Source organism: Streptomyces abyssomicinicus (assembly GCF_008974245.1).
In the GTDB taxonomy this organism is placed as follows: Bacteria; Actinomycetota; Actinomycetes; order Streptomycetales; family Streptomycetaceae; genus Streptomyces; species Streptomyces abyssomicinicus.
Map to the genome: position 1 here is coordinate 1 of NZ_BBZI01000009.1, position 17,326 is coordinate 17,326.

The 17,326-nt window shown below is 74.2% G+C and carries 12 protein-coding genes; 2 read left to right on the forward strand and 10 right to left on the reverse strand.

What is annotated here, in order from left to right; genetic code table 11:
- Positions 1 to 469 precede the first annotated feature (469 nt).
- Positions 470 to 1,489: a tryptophan--tRNA ligase gene (gene trpS / locus GBN72_RS20445; protein WP_151773341.1), complete on the forward strand. Its 1,020-nt coding sequence runs from the start codon at positions 470 to 472 to the stop codon at positions 1,487 to 1,489.
- A gap of 58 nt (positions 1,490 to 1,547) precedes the next feature.
- Here the strand turns inward: trpS and proC are convergent, their stop codons facing one another.
- The 9 genes from proC to GBN72_RS20490 all read right to left on the reverse strand — a co-directional run bounded on the left by proC (position 1,548) and on the right by GBN72_RS20490 (position 14,190).
- Positions 1,548 to 2,360 carry a pyrroline-5-carboxylate reductase gene (gene proC / locus GBN72_RS20450; protein WP_151773342.1) on the reverse strand — a complete coding sequence of 271 codons (813 nt, stop codon included), beginning with the start codon at positions 2,358 to 2,360 and terminating at the stop codon, positions 1,548 to 1,550.
- Positions 2,361 to 2,503: 143 nt separating this feature from the next.
- Positions 2,504 to 3,256, reverse strand: a complete 753-nt coding sequence (locus GBN72_RS20455) for an ABC transporter permease (protein WP_151773343.1) — start codon at positions 3,254 to 3,256, stop codon at positions 2,504 to 2,506.
- Entirely contained in the window at positions 3,253 to 4,050 is a 798-nt protein-coding gene (locus GBN72_RS20460) for an ABC transporter ATP-binding protein (RefSeq protein WP_151773344.1), read from the reverse strand. Before GBN72_RS20460 ends, GBN72_RS20455 begins: the two co-directional genes overlap by 4 nt.
- A 103-nt stretch (positions 4,051 to 4,153) precedes the next feature.
- Positions 4,154 to 4,978 carry a class I SAM-dependent methyltransferase gene (locus tag GBN72_RS20465; protein ID WP_151773345.1) on the reverse strand — a complete coding sequence of 275 codons (825 nt, stop codon included), beginning with the start codon at positions 4,976 to 4,978 and terminating at the stop codon, positions 4,154 to 4,156.
- A 291-nt stretch (positions 4,979 to 5,269) separates the two neighbouring features.
- Entirely contained in the window at positions 5,270 to 7,726 is a 2,457-nt protein-coding gene (locus GBN72_RS20470) for a VWA domain-containing protein (RefSeq protein ID WP_151773346.1), read from the reverse strand.
- Positions 7,727 to 8,580: 854 nt separating this feature from the next.
- Positions 8,581 to 10,434: a dihydroxy-acid dehydratase gene (gene ilvD / locus GBN72_RS20475; RefSeq protein ID WP_151773347.1), complete on the reverse strand. Its 1,854-nt coding sequence runs from the start codon at positions 10,432 to 10,434 to the stop codon at positions 8,581 to 8,583.
- Positions 10,435 to 10,537: 103 nt separating this feature from the next.
- A complete protein-coding gene (locus GBN72_RS20480) occupies positions 10,538 to 11,179 on the reverse strand; it encodes a TetR/AcrR family transcriptional regulator (RefSeq protein WP_151773348.1) in 642 nt (213 codons plus the stop codon).
- Positions 11,176 to 12,000 carry a sugar phosphate isomerase/epimerase family protein gene (locus GBN72_RS20485; RefSeq protein ID WP_151773349.1) on the reverse strand — a complete coding sequence of 275 codons (825 nt, stop codon included), beginning with the start codon at positions 11,998 to 12,000 and terminating at the stop codon, positions 11,176 to 11,178. Before GBN72_RS20485 ends, GBN72_RS20480 begins: the two co-directional genes overlap by 4 nt.
- A gap of 1,260 nt (positions 12,001 to 13,260) precedes the next feature.
- Positions 13,261 to 14,190, reverse strand: a complete 930-nt coding sequence (locus GBN72_RS20490; RefSeq protein ID WP_151773350.1) for a Ppx/GppA family phosphatase — start codon at positions 14,188 to 14,190, stop codon at positions 13,261 to 13,263.
- A 136-nt stretch (positions 14,191 to 14,326) separates the two neighbouring features.
- On the opposite strand from GBN72_RS20490, the gene GBN72_RS20495 reads away from it, so the two are divergent.
- Entirely contained in the window at positions 14,327 to 15,181 is an 855-nt protein-coding gene (locus tag GBN72_RS20495) for a DUF3109 family protein (RefSeq protein WP_174887169.1), read from the forward strand.
- 165 nt (positions 15,182 to 15,346) lie between these two features.
- On the opposite strand, the gene GBN72_RS20500 is transcribed toward GBN72_RS20495, so the two are convergent.
- Positions 15,347 to 17,176: a sigma-70 family RNA polymerase sigma factor gene (locus GBN72_RS20500; RefSeq protein WP_151773351.1), complete on the reverse strand. Its 1,830-nt coding sequence runs from the start codon at positions 17,174 to 17,176 to the stop codon at positions 15,347 to 15,349.
- Positions 17,177 to 17,326 lie beyond the last annotated feature (150 nt).

A 17,326-nucleotide genomic window follows, 5' to 3' on the forward strand; every position in this document is an offset into this window, starting at 1 on the left:
AGCGGGATTTGCCTTCCGGGCCGTTGGGCCCTTCCGACCTGTGAGACTTTAGCGGATTCCCTTCCCCCGATGCCAATCGGGGGTCCCGCTCTCACGAACGAGGAATCCTGCACTCCGCAATGCACACGTCGACACACACGGCAGAAATAGCCGCGAGGCTTCGGTGGTGCTTGTGGGGTGGCTGTCCGGGGCCGACCGGAGTCGGTGCTCACGTCGGACAACTCGGAGAACCTTACGGATCACCTCGGGCAGTGTCAAACTCCCTGTACAGGCACCCCGTCACGGCCTAGCCTGGCCGCGTGAACTCAGCGCATGCGTGCACCCAGAGCTGGTGGGCCGCCTGACGGCGGCCCGTCCTCACGCATGCGATCAAGCAGCGGCCGCCGGATCCCGGCGGCCGTTTCCCGTATCTCCCTCCACGGGGTGGCCGCCGGGCACGGAGCGGCCCGGACGACCAGGAGGTCGGGAGATGGGTCGAGAGACGAAGCGGGTCTTCAGCGGTGTCCAGCCGTCGGGGCATCTGACACTGGGCAACTACCTCGGGGCGGTCCGCCGCTGGGCGGCCGTCGACCAGCACCGGTCCGACGCCCTGTTCTGCGTCGTCGATCTGCACGCACTCACCGTGGAGCACGACCCCGCAAGGCTCCGGCGGCTGAGCCGGCAGACGGCCACGCTGCTGCTGGCGTCCGGGCTGGACCCCGAGGTGTGCACCGTGTTCGTGCAGAGCCACGTCGACGAGCACGCGCGGCTGTCCTATCTGCTGGAGTGCGTGGCGACCGACGGTGAGATGCGGCGGATGGTGCAGTACAAGGAGAAGGTCGTGCGCCAGCAGGAGCAGGGCAACGGTGTGCGGCTGTCCCTGCTGACGTATCCGGTGCTGATGGCGGCGGACATCCTGGCGTACGCCACCGACGAGGTGCCGGTGGGCGAGGACCAGCGACAGCATGTCGAGCTGGCACGGGGCGTCGCGGAGCGGTTCAACCAGCGCTACGGCCGTACCTTCGTCGTTCCGAAGGCCACCCTGGCCACGGTCGGTGCGCGGGTGATGAACCTGCAGGAGCCCGCCTCGAAGATGGGGAAGAGCGACCGTTCGGGGCAGGGGGTGGTGCGTCTCCTGGACGAACCCGAAGTGGTGCGCAGGAAGGTGATGCGGGCGGTCACCGACAGCGGGGCCGGTGGGCAGGAGGTCGTGTACGACCGAGCGGCCCGGCCGGGGGTGGCCAATCTGCTGGAGATCCTCGCCGCCTGCACCGGCGAGGAGCCGGCGGCGCTGGCCGGGAAGTACACGGGGTACGGCCCTCTGAAGAAGGACGTCGCCGAGGCCGTCGTGGAGGTGCTGCGGCCGGTGCGGGAGCGGCACGCGGAGCTGTGCGCGGATCCGGCCCAGGTGGACGGCGTGCTGCGGGCGGGGGCCGAGCGGGCTCGGGAGAGAGCGCGGCCGGTGGTGGACGCGGCCTACCGGGCGATCGGGCTGCTGCCGCCGGCCTGAAGGGCACCGGGTCCCGGGGCGGAGCGGGCTCCGCCCCGGGACCCCCGTGTCCGTCGCCTCAGGAGCCGTTGCCGGAGGCGAGTTCGCGGCTGCGGTCGCGGGCGGCCTCGAGCGCGGCGATCAGGGCGGCGCGGACGCCGTGGTTCTCCAGCTCGCGGATGGCGCTGATGGTGGTGCCCGCGGGCGAGGTGACGTTCTCGCGAAGCTTCACCGGGTGCTCGCCGCTGTCACGGAGCATGACGGCGGCGCCGATGGCGGACTGGACGATCAGGTCGTGGGCCTTGTCCCGGGGCAGGCCGAGCAGGATGCCGGCGTCGGTCATGGCCTCCACCAGGTAGTAGAAGTACGCCGGACCGGAGCCGGAGAGCGCGGTGCAGGCGTCCTGCTGCGACTCGGGGACGCGGAGGGTCTTGCCCACCGATCCGAAGATCTGCTCCGCGGTCTCGACGTGGGCGTCGGTGGCGTGACGTCCCGCGGAGATCACGGACATGGCCTCGTCGACCAGGGCGGGGGTGTTGGGCATGACGCGGACCACGGGGACGCCGGCCGGGAGGCGGTCCTCCAGAGAGGCGGTCGTGATGCCGGCGGCGCCGCTGATGACCAGGCGTCCGGCCGGGACGTGCGGGGCCAGCTCCTCGACCAGGGCGCCCATGTCCTGCGGCTTGACGGTGAGGATCAGGGTGTCGGCGGCCTTGGCGGCCTCGGCGTTGCCGACCGCCGTCACCCCGTAGCGGGAGCAGAGCTCCTCGGCGCGTTCGGCGCGGCGGGTTGTGACCAGCAGGTCGGACGGGTTCCAGCCGCCCCGGATCATGCCGCTGAGCAGTGCTTCGCCGATCTTGCCGGTGCCGAGAACTGCGACTTTCTGGCTCATGGGTGTTGCCCTCCGGGGGAGTTGCGCGTCGTCCACGGCCATCCTCGCACCGGGGCCGCGGCGACCCCGCGCACTGTCCGCCAGGCGGAACGGCACTCCCGGCACGCCGTTCCCCCGTGCGGCACATCAGGCAGCGCGGCGTGTCAGGCCGTGCGGCGGCGGAGGGTGGCCGCGCCGACGGCGAGGACCAGGAGGGCGCAGCCGACCATGACCAGGACGTCGCGGACGAAGTCGCCGGTGACCCCGGCGTGCTGCTGGACCTCGTTCATCCCGTCGACCGCGTAGGACATGGGCAGGACGTTGGAGACGGCCTCCAGGACGGGCTGCATCTGGTCGCGCGGGGTGAACAGACCGCACAGCAGGAGCTGCGGGAAGATCACGGCCGGCATGAACTGGACGGCCTGGAACTCCGAGGCGGCGAAGGCGGAGACGAAGAGGCCGAGGGCGGTGCCGAGGACGGCGTCGAGGAGGGCGACCAGGAGCAGCAGCCAGGGCGAGCCGGTGACGTCGAGGCCGAGGCCCCAGACGGCGAGGCCGGTGGTGAGCAGCGACTGGACGATGGCCAGGGTGCCGAAGGCGAGGGCGTAGCCGGCGATGAAGTCGGCCTTGCCGAGGGGCATGGCGAGGAGGCGTTCCAGCGTGCCCGAGGTGCGTTCGCGCAGGGTGGCGATGCTGGTGACCAGGAACATGGTGATCAGCGGGAAGATGCCGAGCAGTGAGGCGCCGATGGTGTCGAAGGTGTCAGGGCTGCCGTCGAAGACGTAGCGGAGCAGGAGCAGCAGGAGGCAGGGCACCAGGAGCAGCAGGGCGATGGTGCGGGGGTCGTTGCGGAGCTGGCGCAGGACACGGGCGGCGGTGGCGGCGGTCCGGGCTGGGCTGAGGGGCGCGGTGGTCATCGGGGGGTCTCCTGGCGGTGGGACCGGGCGGCCTCGGCCGCGGCTTCGGCGGCCTCGTCGATGAGGCTGAGGAAGGCCGCCTCGACGGTGTCCGTGCCGGTGCGGGTCTTCAGGGCGTCGGGGGTGTCCTGGGCAAGGATCTGGCCCTCGCGCATCAGCAGGAGGCCGTGGCAGCGCTCGGCCTCGTCCATGACGTGGGAGGAGACCAGGAGGCTGGCGCCGCGGTCGGCGGCGATGGCGTCGAAGAGGTCCCAGAGGTCCCGGCGGAGCACCGGGTCGAGTCCGACGGTGGGTTCGTCGAGGACCAGGAGTTCCGGTGTGCCGAGGAGGGCGACGGCGAGGGACACGCGGCTGCGCTGGCCCCCGGAGAGGTTGCCGGCCAGGGCGTCGGCATGGCTGGTGAGATCGACGTCGGCGACGGCGCGCGTCACGTTCTCCTGGCGGCGGGCCGCGGCGCGGCGGCCGGGGTCGAGGACCGCGGCGAAGTACTCCAGGTTCTGCCGGACGGTGAGGTCGTCGAAGACGGCGGGGGCCTGGGTGACGTAGCCGATGCGGGCACGCAGCGAGGGGTGTCCGGCGGGGTGGCCGAGGACCTGGAGGTCGCCGGTGACCTTGGCCTGGGTGCCCATGACGGCGCGGATCAGGGTCGATTTGCCGCAACCGGAGGGGCCGAGCAGGCCGGTGATGCGGCCGGCGGGCACGGTGAAGTCCAGGTCGCGCAGCACGGTGCGGGGGCCTCGGACCACGGTGAGGCCGGTGGCCCGGATCGCCGGACCGGGCTGTTTATTCATCATGCGGTGAATAATTCTCCGCCGCTGCGGACACGTCAAGGCCGCCGCGCGGATTCGTGCGGCGGCCTTGGGGCTGCGGGCGGGGTCCGGGGAGGCGGCGAGGGGGTCAGCGTGGTGTGACGACCAGGAGGAGGACGTCGTAGACCTCCTCGACGAGCCCGTCCGGGAAGACCTCCCGGAGGCGGGCGCGCTCGCGGTCGAGGAAGGCGCGGGTGGATTCCTCGCCGTGCACGATGAAGAGGGAGTGGCTGGCGACGTTGGCCAGGTGGGTGTCGAGCGGGACGCGGCGGCTCCACCGGAGCACGCGGCGGGCGATCCGGTCGGGCTCGGGCGGGAACGGGGCGCCGGCGAAGAGCTTGTCGGCGTCGAGGGTGCGGGTGCCGCCGCCGGACTTGTTGGCGCGGTCGTCGCCGAAGTGCCGGCGGACGCGGTCGGCCTGCTCGGCGATCCACGGGACGTCCTGGGCGTCGGTGTTCCACCAGAGGGCGAGGGCGCCGCCCGGGTGCAGGACGCGCATCGCCTCGGGGTGGGCGTGCGCGGGGTCGGTCCAGTGCCAGGACTGGGCGTAGGTCACCAGGTCAACGGTCGCGGAGGCCAGCGGGAGGTGGTTGCCGTCGCCCCTGACCAGGGGGGTCGCGGGGAGGGCGCGGCGGAACTCGGCGGCCATGCCCTCACCGGGTTCCACGGCGAGGACCCGCGCGCCGCGGGAGCGCAGGAGGGCGGTGGAGATGCCGGTGCCTGCGCCCACGTCGACCACGCGGGCGCCGGCCAGGGGACGGCGGGACAGTTCCTCGACGGCGTCGAACAGGACGGGCGGGTAGGTGGGGCGGGCGGCGGCGTAGACGGCTGCGGCGCTGTTGAAGGAGCGCGCCCGTTCGGCGTGGGCCGTGACCAGGGAAGCGGGCAGGGGGCGCGCGGTGGGCGAGGTCATGGCTCCATGGTGGAGCGGACCGGTGGCGGGCCTCGGGAGCTTTCACCAGGTTGGGTTCCGTGGGGCGGAAGTCTCGCAATTCCTGCCCGGGAACCCCTTATTCCGGTCCGGATGCCGGGGGCGCGGGGTTCCGGATCGGGTTGTTCCGGAACGCGGGTTGTTCCGGAGCGGGGTTGTTCGGGAGCGGGTTGTTCCGGAGCGGGGTTGTTCCGGAGCCGGGTGTGACGGCCCCCGAGGGGCCCGGCCGCCGCTGTGCGGGCCGGGCCCGGGGGCCGTCGTGCGGTCACCGCGTCAGCGGCAGAGCCAGGACGTCACCTCCGACTCGTCGAAGAACGGGAGCCAGCGGCACACGCCGTGGTCCTGGTCCTGCCGGTGGCCGCCTCCGTGGTGGCCGCCGCCGTGACCCGGTCCGTGGTGGCCGGGCTTGCCGTGGCCGGGTCCGTGGTGGCCGGGTTTGCCGTGGCCTCCGTGGTGGCCGGACTTCTCCTTGTTGACGAGCGTGCAGGTCACCGAGGAGCCCGCGGGGAGCGTCACCCGGTCCGCCCGGACCGGCAGCAGACCACCGTCGTCCGTCACGCAGTACCAGCCGCTCCGGCGGTATCCGGCGGGGCCGTCGGACTCACCGAGGGTGTAGGTGCCCGAGGGCACCTCCACACCGGTGACCTCCTCGCTGCCGCTGACGCCGGCGAGGTCGGCGGGGCCGTCCGCGGTCAGGGTCCAGTCCTCCGGCTCCGCGGTGCCGTCCTCGCTGATCACGCGCTTGACCAGGGTGAGCCGGGTGTCGTCGTCGCCGTCGCAGGTGACCGTGTTGCGCACGGTGTAGGCGTTGGACTCCTGGGTCAGCTCCGTCCGGTAGGGCAGTGCCGCGTCGACCGGGCGGCCGTTGGCCGTGACCACCCGTCGGCTGCTCAGCGTGCACTCGTCCGGGATCTCGGTGGTCTCGGCGACGGTCACCGTGTCGCCGACCGCGTAGCCCTCGCGGGTCACGCCCCAGTCCTGGCCGGTGGCTCCGGCCGAACCGGGGCCGGTCAGGGTGAGTTCGGCGTCGAATCCGTCCGGGCGGTCCGCGTGCTCGTAGACCGTCCCGTCGATGGACCACTCCTTGTCGACGGTGACGTCGGCCTCGGCGTCCTCCTGCGCGCGGTTGTACACGACGCAGCTGACGGCGGCCTGGCGAGGGAGGTCGAGTGTGAAGCCGGGACCGCCGGCCGCCCCGGTGTTGGTGACCTCGACCGGGGAGTCGTCGTCGAGGTTGACGCACACGGCGTTGCGGCCGCCCTGGGTCACCACGGTGTAGCCGTCCTGCTGGGACTCCGTGACGTTCACCGAGGCGTCGTCCACGGTGCCCGGGTAGGTGGGCTGGAACACCACCGCGCCGGTACCGTCACCGGTCGTCTCCTCGGTGTCGGGCAGTCCGCCGATCCCCTGGGTGGTGGTCGTGGCGGTGAACTCCCAGCCGGCGCCCGCCACCGTGGCGCCGGTGACGTCCTCGCCGGTGTTCTGCGGGGGCACGATCTGCTTGACCACCGTGAGGGTTCCGTCGCAGTGGCCGAGGGCGAGGTCGTGCAGGGCCTCGGCGGCGCCCTCGAAGTTGGCGGTCTGGTAGTAGTCCGCGGTGGTCGGGTTGGTGCCGTCGTAGGCCTCCGTGCCGGAGATGGCGCGCAGGTTGAGGCCGGACACCCCCTCGACGCCCCGGCCCACGCCGAGGGCGATGACGCGCGTGCCCTCCGCCTTGACCGCGTTGGCGGCGAAGATGCCGCCCTCCACGTCCGCGAAGTGGGTGTGCGAGCCGTCGCCGGTGGCCGGGTTGTTCCAGTACGTGGGGTTGCCGTCGGTCAGCACCACGACGGCGTCGTAGTGCTGCTCGGCCTTGGCCACCGCGTACAGGCCCTGGTCCCAGTTGGTGCCGGAACCCAGCGTCCAGTCGGCGTAGAGGTCCTTGAACTCCTCCGCGCCGGCCTCCGTGGAGACCGGCACCAGTTCCGGGTGGTTGGTGGTGCCGGTGCTGGGCGACCGCCGGTCGAAGGAGAACAGCGCCAGCCGGGACGGCGTTCCGGTGAGGGCGTCCGTGAACCCGTCGGCCGCCGCCTTGAGGCTGGGCAGTGCGCTGCCCACCGAGGCCGACAGGTCGAGGACCAGCGCGATGTCCAGACCGCAGTCCTCGGGCAGCTCAGGGTTGATCCGCGACTGCTGCCAGATACCGCCCGAGGCCAGGTAGGGGCTGGTGGCGTAGTCGGTGCTGTACATGAAGTCGCTGGTCGAGGAGTAGACCTCGCCGCCCTCCAGCGCGGGGGTCTGGAACCGGTAGGGGGAGGCGAACGAGCCCGAGCCGCTGCCCGCGCCGGTGCGCAGGGTGGGGTTGGTGTACCAGCCGTCCGGCACCCCGATCTGGCGGACCCAGAAGCGCGCGCCCTCGTTGGCGCCGCCGTCGCCGGTGCCGGGCACGACGAAGCTGCAGTCGCCGTCCGCGTCGGAGGTGCAGACCGCCCAGGCGGTGTTCACCGGCTGGGTGGCGTCCTCGGAGGCGAAGAGGGCGAGCCGTACGCCGGCGAGGGGGCCCACGACCGAGTCGGCGACCCGGTCGCCGCCCGTCTTCACCGTCACCACGGAGGTGCCCGGCTCCGCCGGGGGGACGTCCGGCGGGGCGGCCGCGCCCAGGAGGGTGACGAGGGCCGCGGCCCCCGCGAGGGCACGGGCGAGACGCCCCAGGCGCCTCCGTCCCGGAGCTATGGAGCGGTGAACAGACATGCGGGCCTTCCGGATCGAGGGAGGGTGGCGACCGGAGCGTGATCGCCGCATGCCCATGCTGATCGCGCGGGCGGCGCCGCACCGTCCGGTGTTGCTCCGTACGGGAAGGCAGTTCGGCCGCCCAGGTGCCGGACCGGGCTTCCCCGCTCCGCGTGGGGTGATATCCGCGTCGCCGGCGCGCGGTTTGACCCATGACCCTGGCGGGGGTGTGGGGCTGACGTCCTGTTCGTCCGCGAGTCGGCGGGACACCCGGGGCAGCGCCCGGCAGGCGCGGGCCCGAGCGGCGCATGCGCCGGGTCGACCGTGTTGGCGCGGGGCGGGAGCGGGTCCACGGTGCGGGGCAGCGGCGTCGCGGTGGCCGGGACGCGCCTCGGGGCGGCGCGAGGGCCAGGGCTGCGGCTTGGGACAGCGTAAGAGGCCTGGGCAGCGCGGCGATCCGGGGCTGTGCCTGGGGCGGTGGGCGGGTGCCGGGCCGGGGACGCCTCGGGCGGGCAGCGGGCGGTGCCGTGCGGGGAAGGGGCCGCCGCACGGGGCGCGTGCGGTCGCGGCGCTCCGGGGCCGCGGCCCGGGGCGGAGCGTGAGCGTGATCGGGGTCCTCGCGTCGCAGCGCGAAGGGCGCGGGGCTCAGGGGCGGGGCACCGCTCCGCGGCGGGCTCGGAGCAGGAACAGGGGCCGGAGCAGGAACAGGGGCCGGTGCAGGGGCCGGTGGGTCATCGGTCCTGGTCCCGCGACCGGGACCGGGACCGGGAGCGGGACCGGGACCGGGACCGGGAGCGGGACCGGGACCGGGACGGCGGCGGTACGGCGCCGCCCGCGAGGGTGAACCTCGCGGGCGGACGGTGTGACGGGGCGGATCAGCCGAGGAGGGAGACGTCGCGGACGGCGCCCTTGTCGGCGCTGGTGGCCATGGCGGCGTAGGCCCGCAGGGCCGCGGAGACCTTGCGGTCGCGGGCGCGCGGAGCGTAGCGGCCGCCCAGCGCCTCGCGGCGCGCGGCCAGTTCCTCGTCGGAGACCAGCAGCTCGATCGTCCGGTTCGGGATGTCGATGCGGATCCGGTCGCCGTCCTCGACGAGCGCGATCGCGCCGCCGGACGCCGCCTCCGGGGAGGCGTGCCCGATGGAGAGCCCGGACGTGCCTCCGGAGAACCGCCCGTCGGTGACCAGCGCGCATGCCTTGCCGAGACCGCGGCCCTTGAGGAAGGAGGTCGGGTAGAGCATCTCCTGCATGCCGGGGCCGCCCTTGGGGCCCTCGTAGCGGATGACCACCACGTCGCCCTCGGTCACCTGCTTGTTCAGGATCTTCTCGACGGCCTCCTCCTGCGACTCGCAGACCACCGCGGGACCCTCGAAGGTCCAGATGGACTCGTCGACGCCGGCCGTCTTGACGACGCAGCCGTCGACGGCGAGGTTGCCGCGCAGCACGGCCAGGCCGCCGTCCTTGGAGTAGGCGTGCTCGGCGGAGCGGATGCAGCCGTTCTCGGCGTCGGTGTCCAGCGCCTCCCAGCGCTCGGACTGCGAGAACGCCTCGGCGGAGCGGACGCAGCCGGGGGCGGCGTGCCAGAGCTCGACGGCCTCGGGGGACGGTGAGCCGCCGCGGACGTCCCAGGTCTTCAGCCAGTCGTCGAGCGAGGCGCTGTGGACCGAGTTGACGTCCTCGTTGAGCAGACCGGCCCGGTGCAGCTCGCCGAGCAGGGCGGGGATGCCGCCTGCGCGGTGCACGTCCTCCATGTAGTACGTGCGGTCCTTGGCCACGTTGGGCGCGACCTTGGCGAGGCAGGGGACGCGGCGGGAGACCTCGTTGATCTGCTCCAGTCCGAAGGGGACGCCGGCCTCCTGGGCGGCGGCCAGCAGGTGGAGGATCGTGTTGGTGGAGCCGCCCATGGCGATGTCCAGCGCCATGGCGTTCTCGAACGCGGCGAGGGTCGCGATGTTGCGCGGCAGGGCCGAGGCGTCGTCCTGGCCGTAGTACCGGTCGACCAGGTCCATCACCGTGCGGGCGGCGTCCTCGTAGAGGGCGCGGCGGGCGGTGTGGGTGGCGAGGACCGAGCCGTTGCCCGGCAGGGAGAGGCCGATGGCCTCGGTCAGGCAGTTCATCGAGTTGGCCGTGAACATGCCCGAACAGCTGCCGCAGGTGGGACAGGCGGACTCCTCGATGCGGAGCATGTCCTCGTCGGAGACCTTGTCGTTGACCGCCTCGGAGATGGCGTCGACGAGGTCGAGCGTGCGGACGGTGCCGTCGACCAGCGTGGCCCGGCCGGACTCCATCGGGCCGCCGGAGACGAAGACGGTGGGGATGTCGAGCCGCAGCGCGGCCATCAGCATGCCCGGGGTGATCTTGTCGCAGTTGGAGACGCAGATCATCGCGTCGGCGCAGTGCGCCTCGACCATGTACTCCACGCTGTCCGCGATCAGGTCGCGGGAGGGGAGGGAGTACAGCATGCCGCCGTGGCCCATGGCGATGCCGTCGTCGACGGCGATGGTGTTGAACTCGCGCGGGATGCCCCCGGCCGCCGTGACGGCCTCGCTGATGATGCGGCCCACGGGCTGGAGGTGGGTGTGGCCCGGCACGAACTCCGTGAAGGAGTTGGCGATGGCGATGATCGGCTTCCGGCCGATGTCCGCACCCGGTACACCGGAGGCCCGCATAAGGGCGCGGGCGCCCGCCATGTTGCGGCCGTGGGTGACTGTGCGGGACCTCAGCTCGGGCATCGTCGCTCGCTCCTTCGGATAGTTCTGGCAGTAGCCGAGGGTACGCCCGGCATCCACTGGACGGACGGGGTTGTCCGGAATGCGGGACGTGATCTGCGCCGCCTCACCCGTCGGGGGACAGGCGCCCGCCGGTCAGGTGGTGCTGGAGGACGGGGGCGAGGCGCGCTATCAGGTCCTCCGGATCGGCGGAGGCCACCGGCTCGACCTTGATGACGTAACGCAGCATCACCACGCCCACCACCTGGGCGGCGGCGAGCTCCGCGCGCAGCTCCGCGTCGGGGCCGTCGAGCTCCTTGGCGACCTTGCTCAGCACCAGTCCCGCGACCAGGCGGCGGAAGATCGCCGCGGCGGCCTCGTTGCTGACCGCGGAGCGGATGATGGCGAGCAGCGGAGCCCTCGTCGCGGGGTTCTCCCAGATGCCCAGGAACATCCGGACGAACTGTTCCCCGGCGTGGTCGGGCCGCACCTCGGCGAAGGGCTGGGAGCGCAGCACGGGGGCGAAGGCGCCCTCCACCGCCGACTCGAAGACCTGCTCCTTGGTGCCGAAGTAGTGGTGGACCAGCGCCGGGTCCACCTCGGCGGCCTTGGCGATGCCGCGCACGCTGGCCTTCTCGTAACCGCGCTCGGCGAACACCTCGCGGGCGGCGACCAGGATGCGGTCGCGGGTGGCGGGGGCACCGGCGGAGGCGGTGGCGCGGGGCGGTCGGCCGCGGCCACGGCGTGGCGCGGACGGCTGGGCGCTCACTGGCCGGGGACCCGCAGCGCGGAGGCCAGGTGGAGGCGGGTGAAGGCCAGCGCCTCCGCCAGGTCCGCCTCGCGCTCCGCGTTGGACATCGCGCGGCGAGTGTTGACCTCGATCACCACATGGCCGTCGAAGCCGGATCCGGCAAGCCCTTCCAGCAGCTCCGCGCAGGGCTGGTCGCCGCGGCCGGGGACCAGGTGCTCGTCCTTGGCCGATCCCCTGCCGTCGGCCAGGTGGACGTGGCCCAGGCGCTCCCCCATCCGGCCGATCATCGCCATGGTGTCGGTGCGGGCGGTGGCGGTGTGGCTGAGATCGATCGTGAAGTGCCGGTAGTCCTCGTCCGTGGGGTCCCAGCCGGGGGCGTAGGCGAGCATCTCCCGGTCGCGGTAGCGCCAGGGGTACATGTTCTCCACGGCGAACCGGATGTCCGTCTCGTCGGCCATCCGCCAGATGCCGGAGACGAAGTCGCGCGCGTACTGGCGCTGCCAGCGGAACGGGGGGTGCACCACGACGGTGGAGGCGCCGAGCCGCTCGGCCGCGGAGCGGGCGCGCTGGAGCCGGACCCAGGGGTCGCTGGACCAGACGCGCTGCGTGATCAGCAGGCAGGGGGCGTGCACGGCGAGGATCGGGATCCCGTGGTGGTCGCTGAGACGGCGCAGCGCCTCGATGTCCTGGCTGATCGGATCGTTCCACACCATGACCTCGACGCCGTCGTAGCCGAGGCGCGCGGCGATCTCGAAGGCCGTTGCCGTGGACTCCGGATAGACGGAGGCGGTGGACAGCGCGACCTTCGCGTCGGGAATGCGGACGACTGGTTCTGCCACGGCAGCAAGAGTACGGGAGGTGTGCGCGAGCGGCGGGGGCGCGGAGACGGTTCCGGCCGCCCGCGGGACCGCCGATCCGGTCGGTGCGCGGGTCGGCTCGGCCGGGGTTCCCGGTCCGGCTCGGCGGGCGGTGCGCGGGTCGGCTCCCGGCCGGCTCGTCCGGCGGTCCGCCGGCGGACACGCCGCTCGGTTCGCCCGAGCGGCTCCCGGTCGGTTCGTCCGGTGGTCCGCCGGTCGACTCGTCCGGCGTTGCGCGGGGCGGCTCGGCCGGCGGTGCACCGGGAGGCTCGGCCGGTGGTGCGCCCGGGTGCTCGTCCGGGCGGCGCCCGACAGCTCATCGCGGGGCGCCGGTGGGCACGCCCCTCGGTTCGTCCGGGCGACTCCCGGTCTGTTCGTCCGGCGGTGCGCCGGGGAGCTCGTCCGGGCGGCGCCGGCCGGCTTGTCCGGCGGCTCGCCAGGCGGCTCACCGGTCGGTTCATCCCGCAGGGCGCCGGTGGGCACGCCGCTCAGCTCGTCCGAGCGGCTCCCGGACAGCTCGTCCGGTGGCTCACCGGTCGACTCGTCCGGCGGTGCGCGGGGCGGCTCGGCCGACGGTGCACCGAGAAGCTCGTCCGGCGGTGCGCCCGGGTGCTCGTCCGGGCGGCGCCCGACAGCTCATCGCGGGGCGCCGGTGGGCACGCCCCTCGGTTCGTCCGGGCGACTCCCGGTCTGTTCGTCCGGCGGTGCGCCGGGCCTCTCGGCCGGGGTTCCCCGTCCGGCTCACCGGTCGGCCCCCGGTCGGCTTGTCCGGCGATGCGCGGGGCGGCTCCGCCGGCGGTGTGCCGGGAACCTCGTCCGGGCGGCGCCGGCCGGCTTGTCCGGCGGCTCGCCAGGCGGCTCACCGGTCGGTTCATCCCGCAGGGCACCGGTGGGCACGCCGCTCAGCTCGTCCGAGCGGCTCCCGGACAGCTCATCCCGCGAGGCGCGGGTGGGCACGCAGCTCGGTTCGTCCGGGCGGCGCCCAGTCAGTTCGTCCGGTGGTGCACCGGGCCGCTCGTCCGGCGATGCACTGGGAGGCTCGGCCGGTGGTGCGGCGGCGGGTCGTCGGGCGGAATCCGGTCGGCTACCCGTACGCATCGGGTCGGTGCCTGGTCGGGGACCCGGCCGTGCGCAGTCGGTGCCCGGTCGGGTGCCGCCCGTTCGTGAGCGGGGCGGCGGGCGGGGCGCGGTCACCGGGCCGTCGGGGCGGCAGGCACCGCGGGGGTGGGGTGGGGGCGGCCGTCAGCCGGCGAGGTGGTCGAGGCGGCGGAGGATGACGCCCTCACGCAGGGCCCAGGGGCAGATCTCGACCCGGTCGACGCCGAAGAGGTCGAGCGCCGCCTCGGCGACCAGCGCACCGGCGACGAGCTGCCCGGCGCGCCCCTCGGAGACCCCGGGCAGCTCCGCGCGCTCCTGCTCGGTCATCGCCGCCAGCTTCGGCACCCAGAGCTCCAGGGCGTCCCGGGACAGCTCCCGCTGCACGTAGAGGCCCTCGCCGGAACGGGCCGCGCCGGCCAGCCGGGCCAGCTGCCGGAAGGTCTTGGACGTGGCGACCACGTGGTCGGGGCTGCCGAGGCGGGCGAACTCGCCGACGGTGCGGGCGATCTCGGCACGCACGTGGCGCCGCAGGGTCCGCACCTCTTCCGGGTCCGGCGGGTCGGCGCGCAGCCAGGCGCCGGACAGCCGGCCCGCGCCCAGCGGCAGCGAGACGGCCGCGTCGGGTTCCTCGTCGATGCCGTAGGCGATCTCCAGGGAGCCGCCGCCGATGTCCAGCACCAGCAGGCGTCCGGCCGACCAGCCGAACCAGCGGCGGGCTGCGAGGAAGGTGAGCTTCGCCTCGTCCTCGCCGGACAGCACGCGCAGGTCCACGCCCGTCTCGCGGTGCACCCGGGCCAGCACCTCGTCGGCGTTGCGGGCCTCGCGCACGGCGGACGTGGCGAACGGCAGGAGCGCCTCGACGCCCTTGTCCTCGGCGGCCCGGGCCGCCTCCCGGACCACGTGGATCAGCCGGTCGACGCCCGCGGGGCCTATCGCCCCGTCCTCGTCGAGCAGCTGGGCGAGCCGCAGCTCCTCCTTCATCGAGTGCGCGGGGAGCGGACACGCGCCGGGGTGGGCGTCCACCACCAGCAGGTGGACCGTGTTGGAGCCCACGTCGAGCACACCAAGTCGCATACCCAGAAACGTAACCGGCGGCCGGTGAGGCAATCGCCGTAACGGTGGAAGTGTGGGCGGGGAGGGTGTGAGGAACGCGACGTTTCGGGTATCGCGGGGCCGGTCCGGTCGCCACGGCTCCACTTACCCTGGACGCGTGCCCAAGACGAAAAAGGCGAAGGACCACAAGACGGCCACGGCCAAGGCCTCGAAGCGGACGGCCCTGCCGCTGATCGATGTCCCCGTGCCCGAGGACGACGAGAAGGGCCTCGACTTCCCGCGCGCCTGGGTGGAGTTCCCGGATCCGGCCGACGAGGATCAGGTCTTCCGCTGCGACCTGACCTGGCTGACCTCGCGCTGGAACTGCGTCTTCGGCAGCGGCTGCCACGGCATCCAGCCGGGCCGCGCCGCGGACGGCTGCTGTTCCCTGGGCGCCCACTTCTCCGACGAGGAGGACGAGCAGCGGGTCGCCGGGTTCGTCGAGCGGCTCACCCCGGACATCTGGCAGCACCACGCGGAGGGCGCGCGCGGCGGCTGGGTCTCCGAGGACGACGAGGGTTCCCGTCAGACGCGGCCCTACCAGGGGTCCTGCATCTTCCAGAACCGCCCCGGTTTCGCGGGCGGCGCGGGCTGCTCGCTGCACATCCTGGCGCTGCGGGAGGGGCGTGAGCCGCTGGAGACCAAGCCGGACGTGTGCTGGCAGCTCCCGGTGCGGCGGACCTTCGACTGGATCGACCGGCCCGACGACACGCGCGTGCTCCAGGTCTCCATCGGCGAGTACGACCGCCGGGGGTGGGGGCCGGGCGGGCACGACCTGCACTGGTGGTGCACGTCGGCGACGTCGGCGCACGGGGCGGGGGAGCCGGTGTACGTGTCCTACCGGCCGGAGCTGACGGAGCTGATGGGCAAGGCCGGGTACGACCGGCTGGTCGAGCTCTGCGAACAGCGTCTCGCGGGCCCGGTCCTCGCCCCCCACCCGGCGGACCCCCACCCGGCGGACCCTCAGCCCTGACGCCCTCGCGCCCGGCCGCACGCCCACTGCCCTGCGGGCGGCCGTGCGCCTGCCGTTCCCCTGCGAGCGGCCGGATGGTTGCCGCTTCCCTGCGAGCGGCCGGATGGTTGCCGCTCCCCTGCGGGCGGCGCGACGTGACCGAGCGGACCGCATCCGGAACGGGGCTCACCCGGTCGGCGAAGGCTCCGTCGGGGCCGGGTCGGAGGGAGCGGCGGGTTCGGAGGGCGGCGGAACGGAGCCGCTCGGCGGCGGGTCGCTGGGCGACGGCGTGGGCGTGGACGGGTCCGGCGGGGAGGTCGGGTCGGCCTCACCCGGCGGCGGTGTCGGCTCCGGCTGCGACGGAGCGGGCGGCGGCTCCACCGGCGGCCGCCCCGGCCCCGGCCTGGCAGGCGTCCCCGGCATGACCCCCGCGCCCCGGATCACGACCACCGCACCGCCCGGTGCGACCGCCACCCCGGCCCGCCACGCCCCGGCCGGCTCCCGCAGCGGGTCGACGTGCACCCGCACCGTCACCGACTCCCCCGGGCGCAGCACGCCCGAGGACCGGCTGAGGTACAGCCAGGACTCCCCCACGGTCATCCGCCACCGCACCGAGGACGTCCCCGGACCGGCCGGCGCGGTCAACGTGACGTGCGTCGTGTCCCCCGCACCGACCGCGGAGACCCGCAGGGCCCGCACCGCCGCCCCCGCACCGGACCCGCCCGGCGCCGACGCGCCGACCACCTCGACCGAGACGTCGGGACCGCCCGCCGCGGCCGTCGCCCCGCTCCCCGGCACGGCGTTCGCGGTGTTCGCGTAGCCCCGGTCGTCCGCCGGCCCGGAGCCCTTGTCCGTGGGACCGGACTCCGCGGCCGTCGCGGCCCGTTCACCGGGGCTGCCGAAACCTTCCTCCGCTCCGGTCGGAGCGCCCCGGCCGGCCGCCCACAAGGCGAGGACCGGCGCCGCCACCACCGTGGCGACCACCGTCGTGGTCACCACGCGGCCCCGCATCCGGCGCCGCCGCGCCTCCCGGTCGCGCGGGGCCAGGGGGAAGCCGCGCCGGTCGAACCGGGGGGCCGCCACACCCCGGCGCCCCCGCGGCGCGTGCGCCGCCGCCCGCACGTCCGGCCCCGGAGCCCGCAGCACCGGCAGCCGCTCCGGCGTGACCGAGGTCCCCGGCCAGCGCCCCGGCACCGCCCGCTCGGCGGTGCGGCGGCAACGCGGGCAGTCGTCGACGTGGCGGACCAGTTCGGTACGCAGCGCCTCGCTCAGCACCCACCGGTCGTCCTGGCCGGTGAGCCGCGTGACGCCCGGGCAGTGTCCGGACTCGGCCGCCCCCAGCGCGGCGCGGGTCCGCTCCACCTCGCAGGCGGCCGAGGCCAGCAGGTCCTGCGCGGCAGCCTGCCCGAGGCCCAGCACCGTGGCCACCTCCTCGGCGGCCAGGCCGTGCCGGACCGACAGCTCCAGCGCCTCGCGCTGCTCGGGCGTGGTGCCGGCCGCCTCGGGCCAGGCCAGCGTCGCCAGCTCGGCGCGGCGCCGCTCCCGCTCCTGCGGCGACGGCTCCTCCGGCGGCGCCTCGGCGACCGGCGCCGACGGGCCGCGGCCGCCCTTGTCACGGCGGTGGCCGCGGCGTCGGCGGTTCTCGGCGAGTTCCCGTAGGCAGGCCCAGCGGGCCAGCGCGTAGAGCCAGGCCCGGCGCTCGCCCTCCCCGGGCAGACGGCTGCCGCGCCGGTCGACGACGGCGAGGACGGCACCGACCGCGGACGTCGCCGCGTCCCGGTCGCAGAGCACCGACAGGCTGTAGGTGTACAGCCCGTCGAGGTACGGCGCGCACATCCCGTGCGCCTCCGCCGACCCGGGCGGCTCAGGTACCTCGGGCGGCTCGGCCGTCGTGGCCGTCCTGGTCGTCCCGGGTGCCTCGGCTGCCTCAGCGGAAGTGGGCCGTGCGCGCTCCTCGCCGTGCGCCCGGTGTGCGCCGGTGATGCGGGTGGGGGTCTCCGGCCTGCTGCTCGTCACCCGTGCGACCGTAGGGGTCCATGGACGACCGTTCCCGCCACCTTGAGCACATTTAATCCATTCGGGTGAAACCTTCCCTCGAAAGGGGACGCGGCTTTACGTTTCCCCGCCTAGTGGCTGACCGTTCCTGGATGCTTCCTGGCCGTTGAC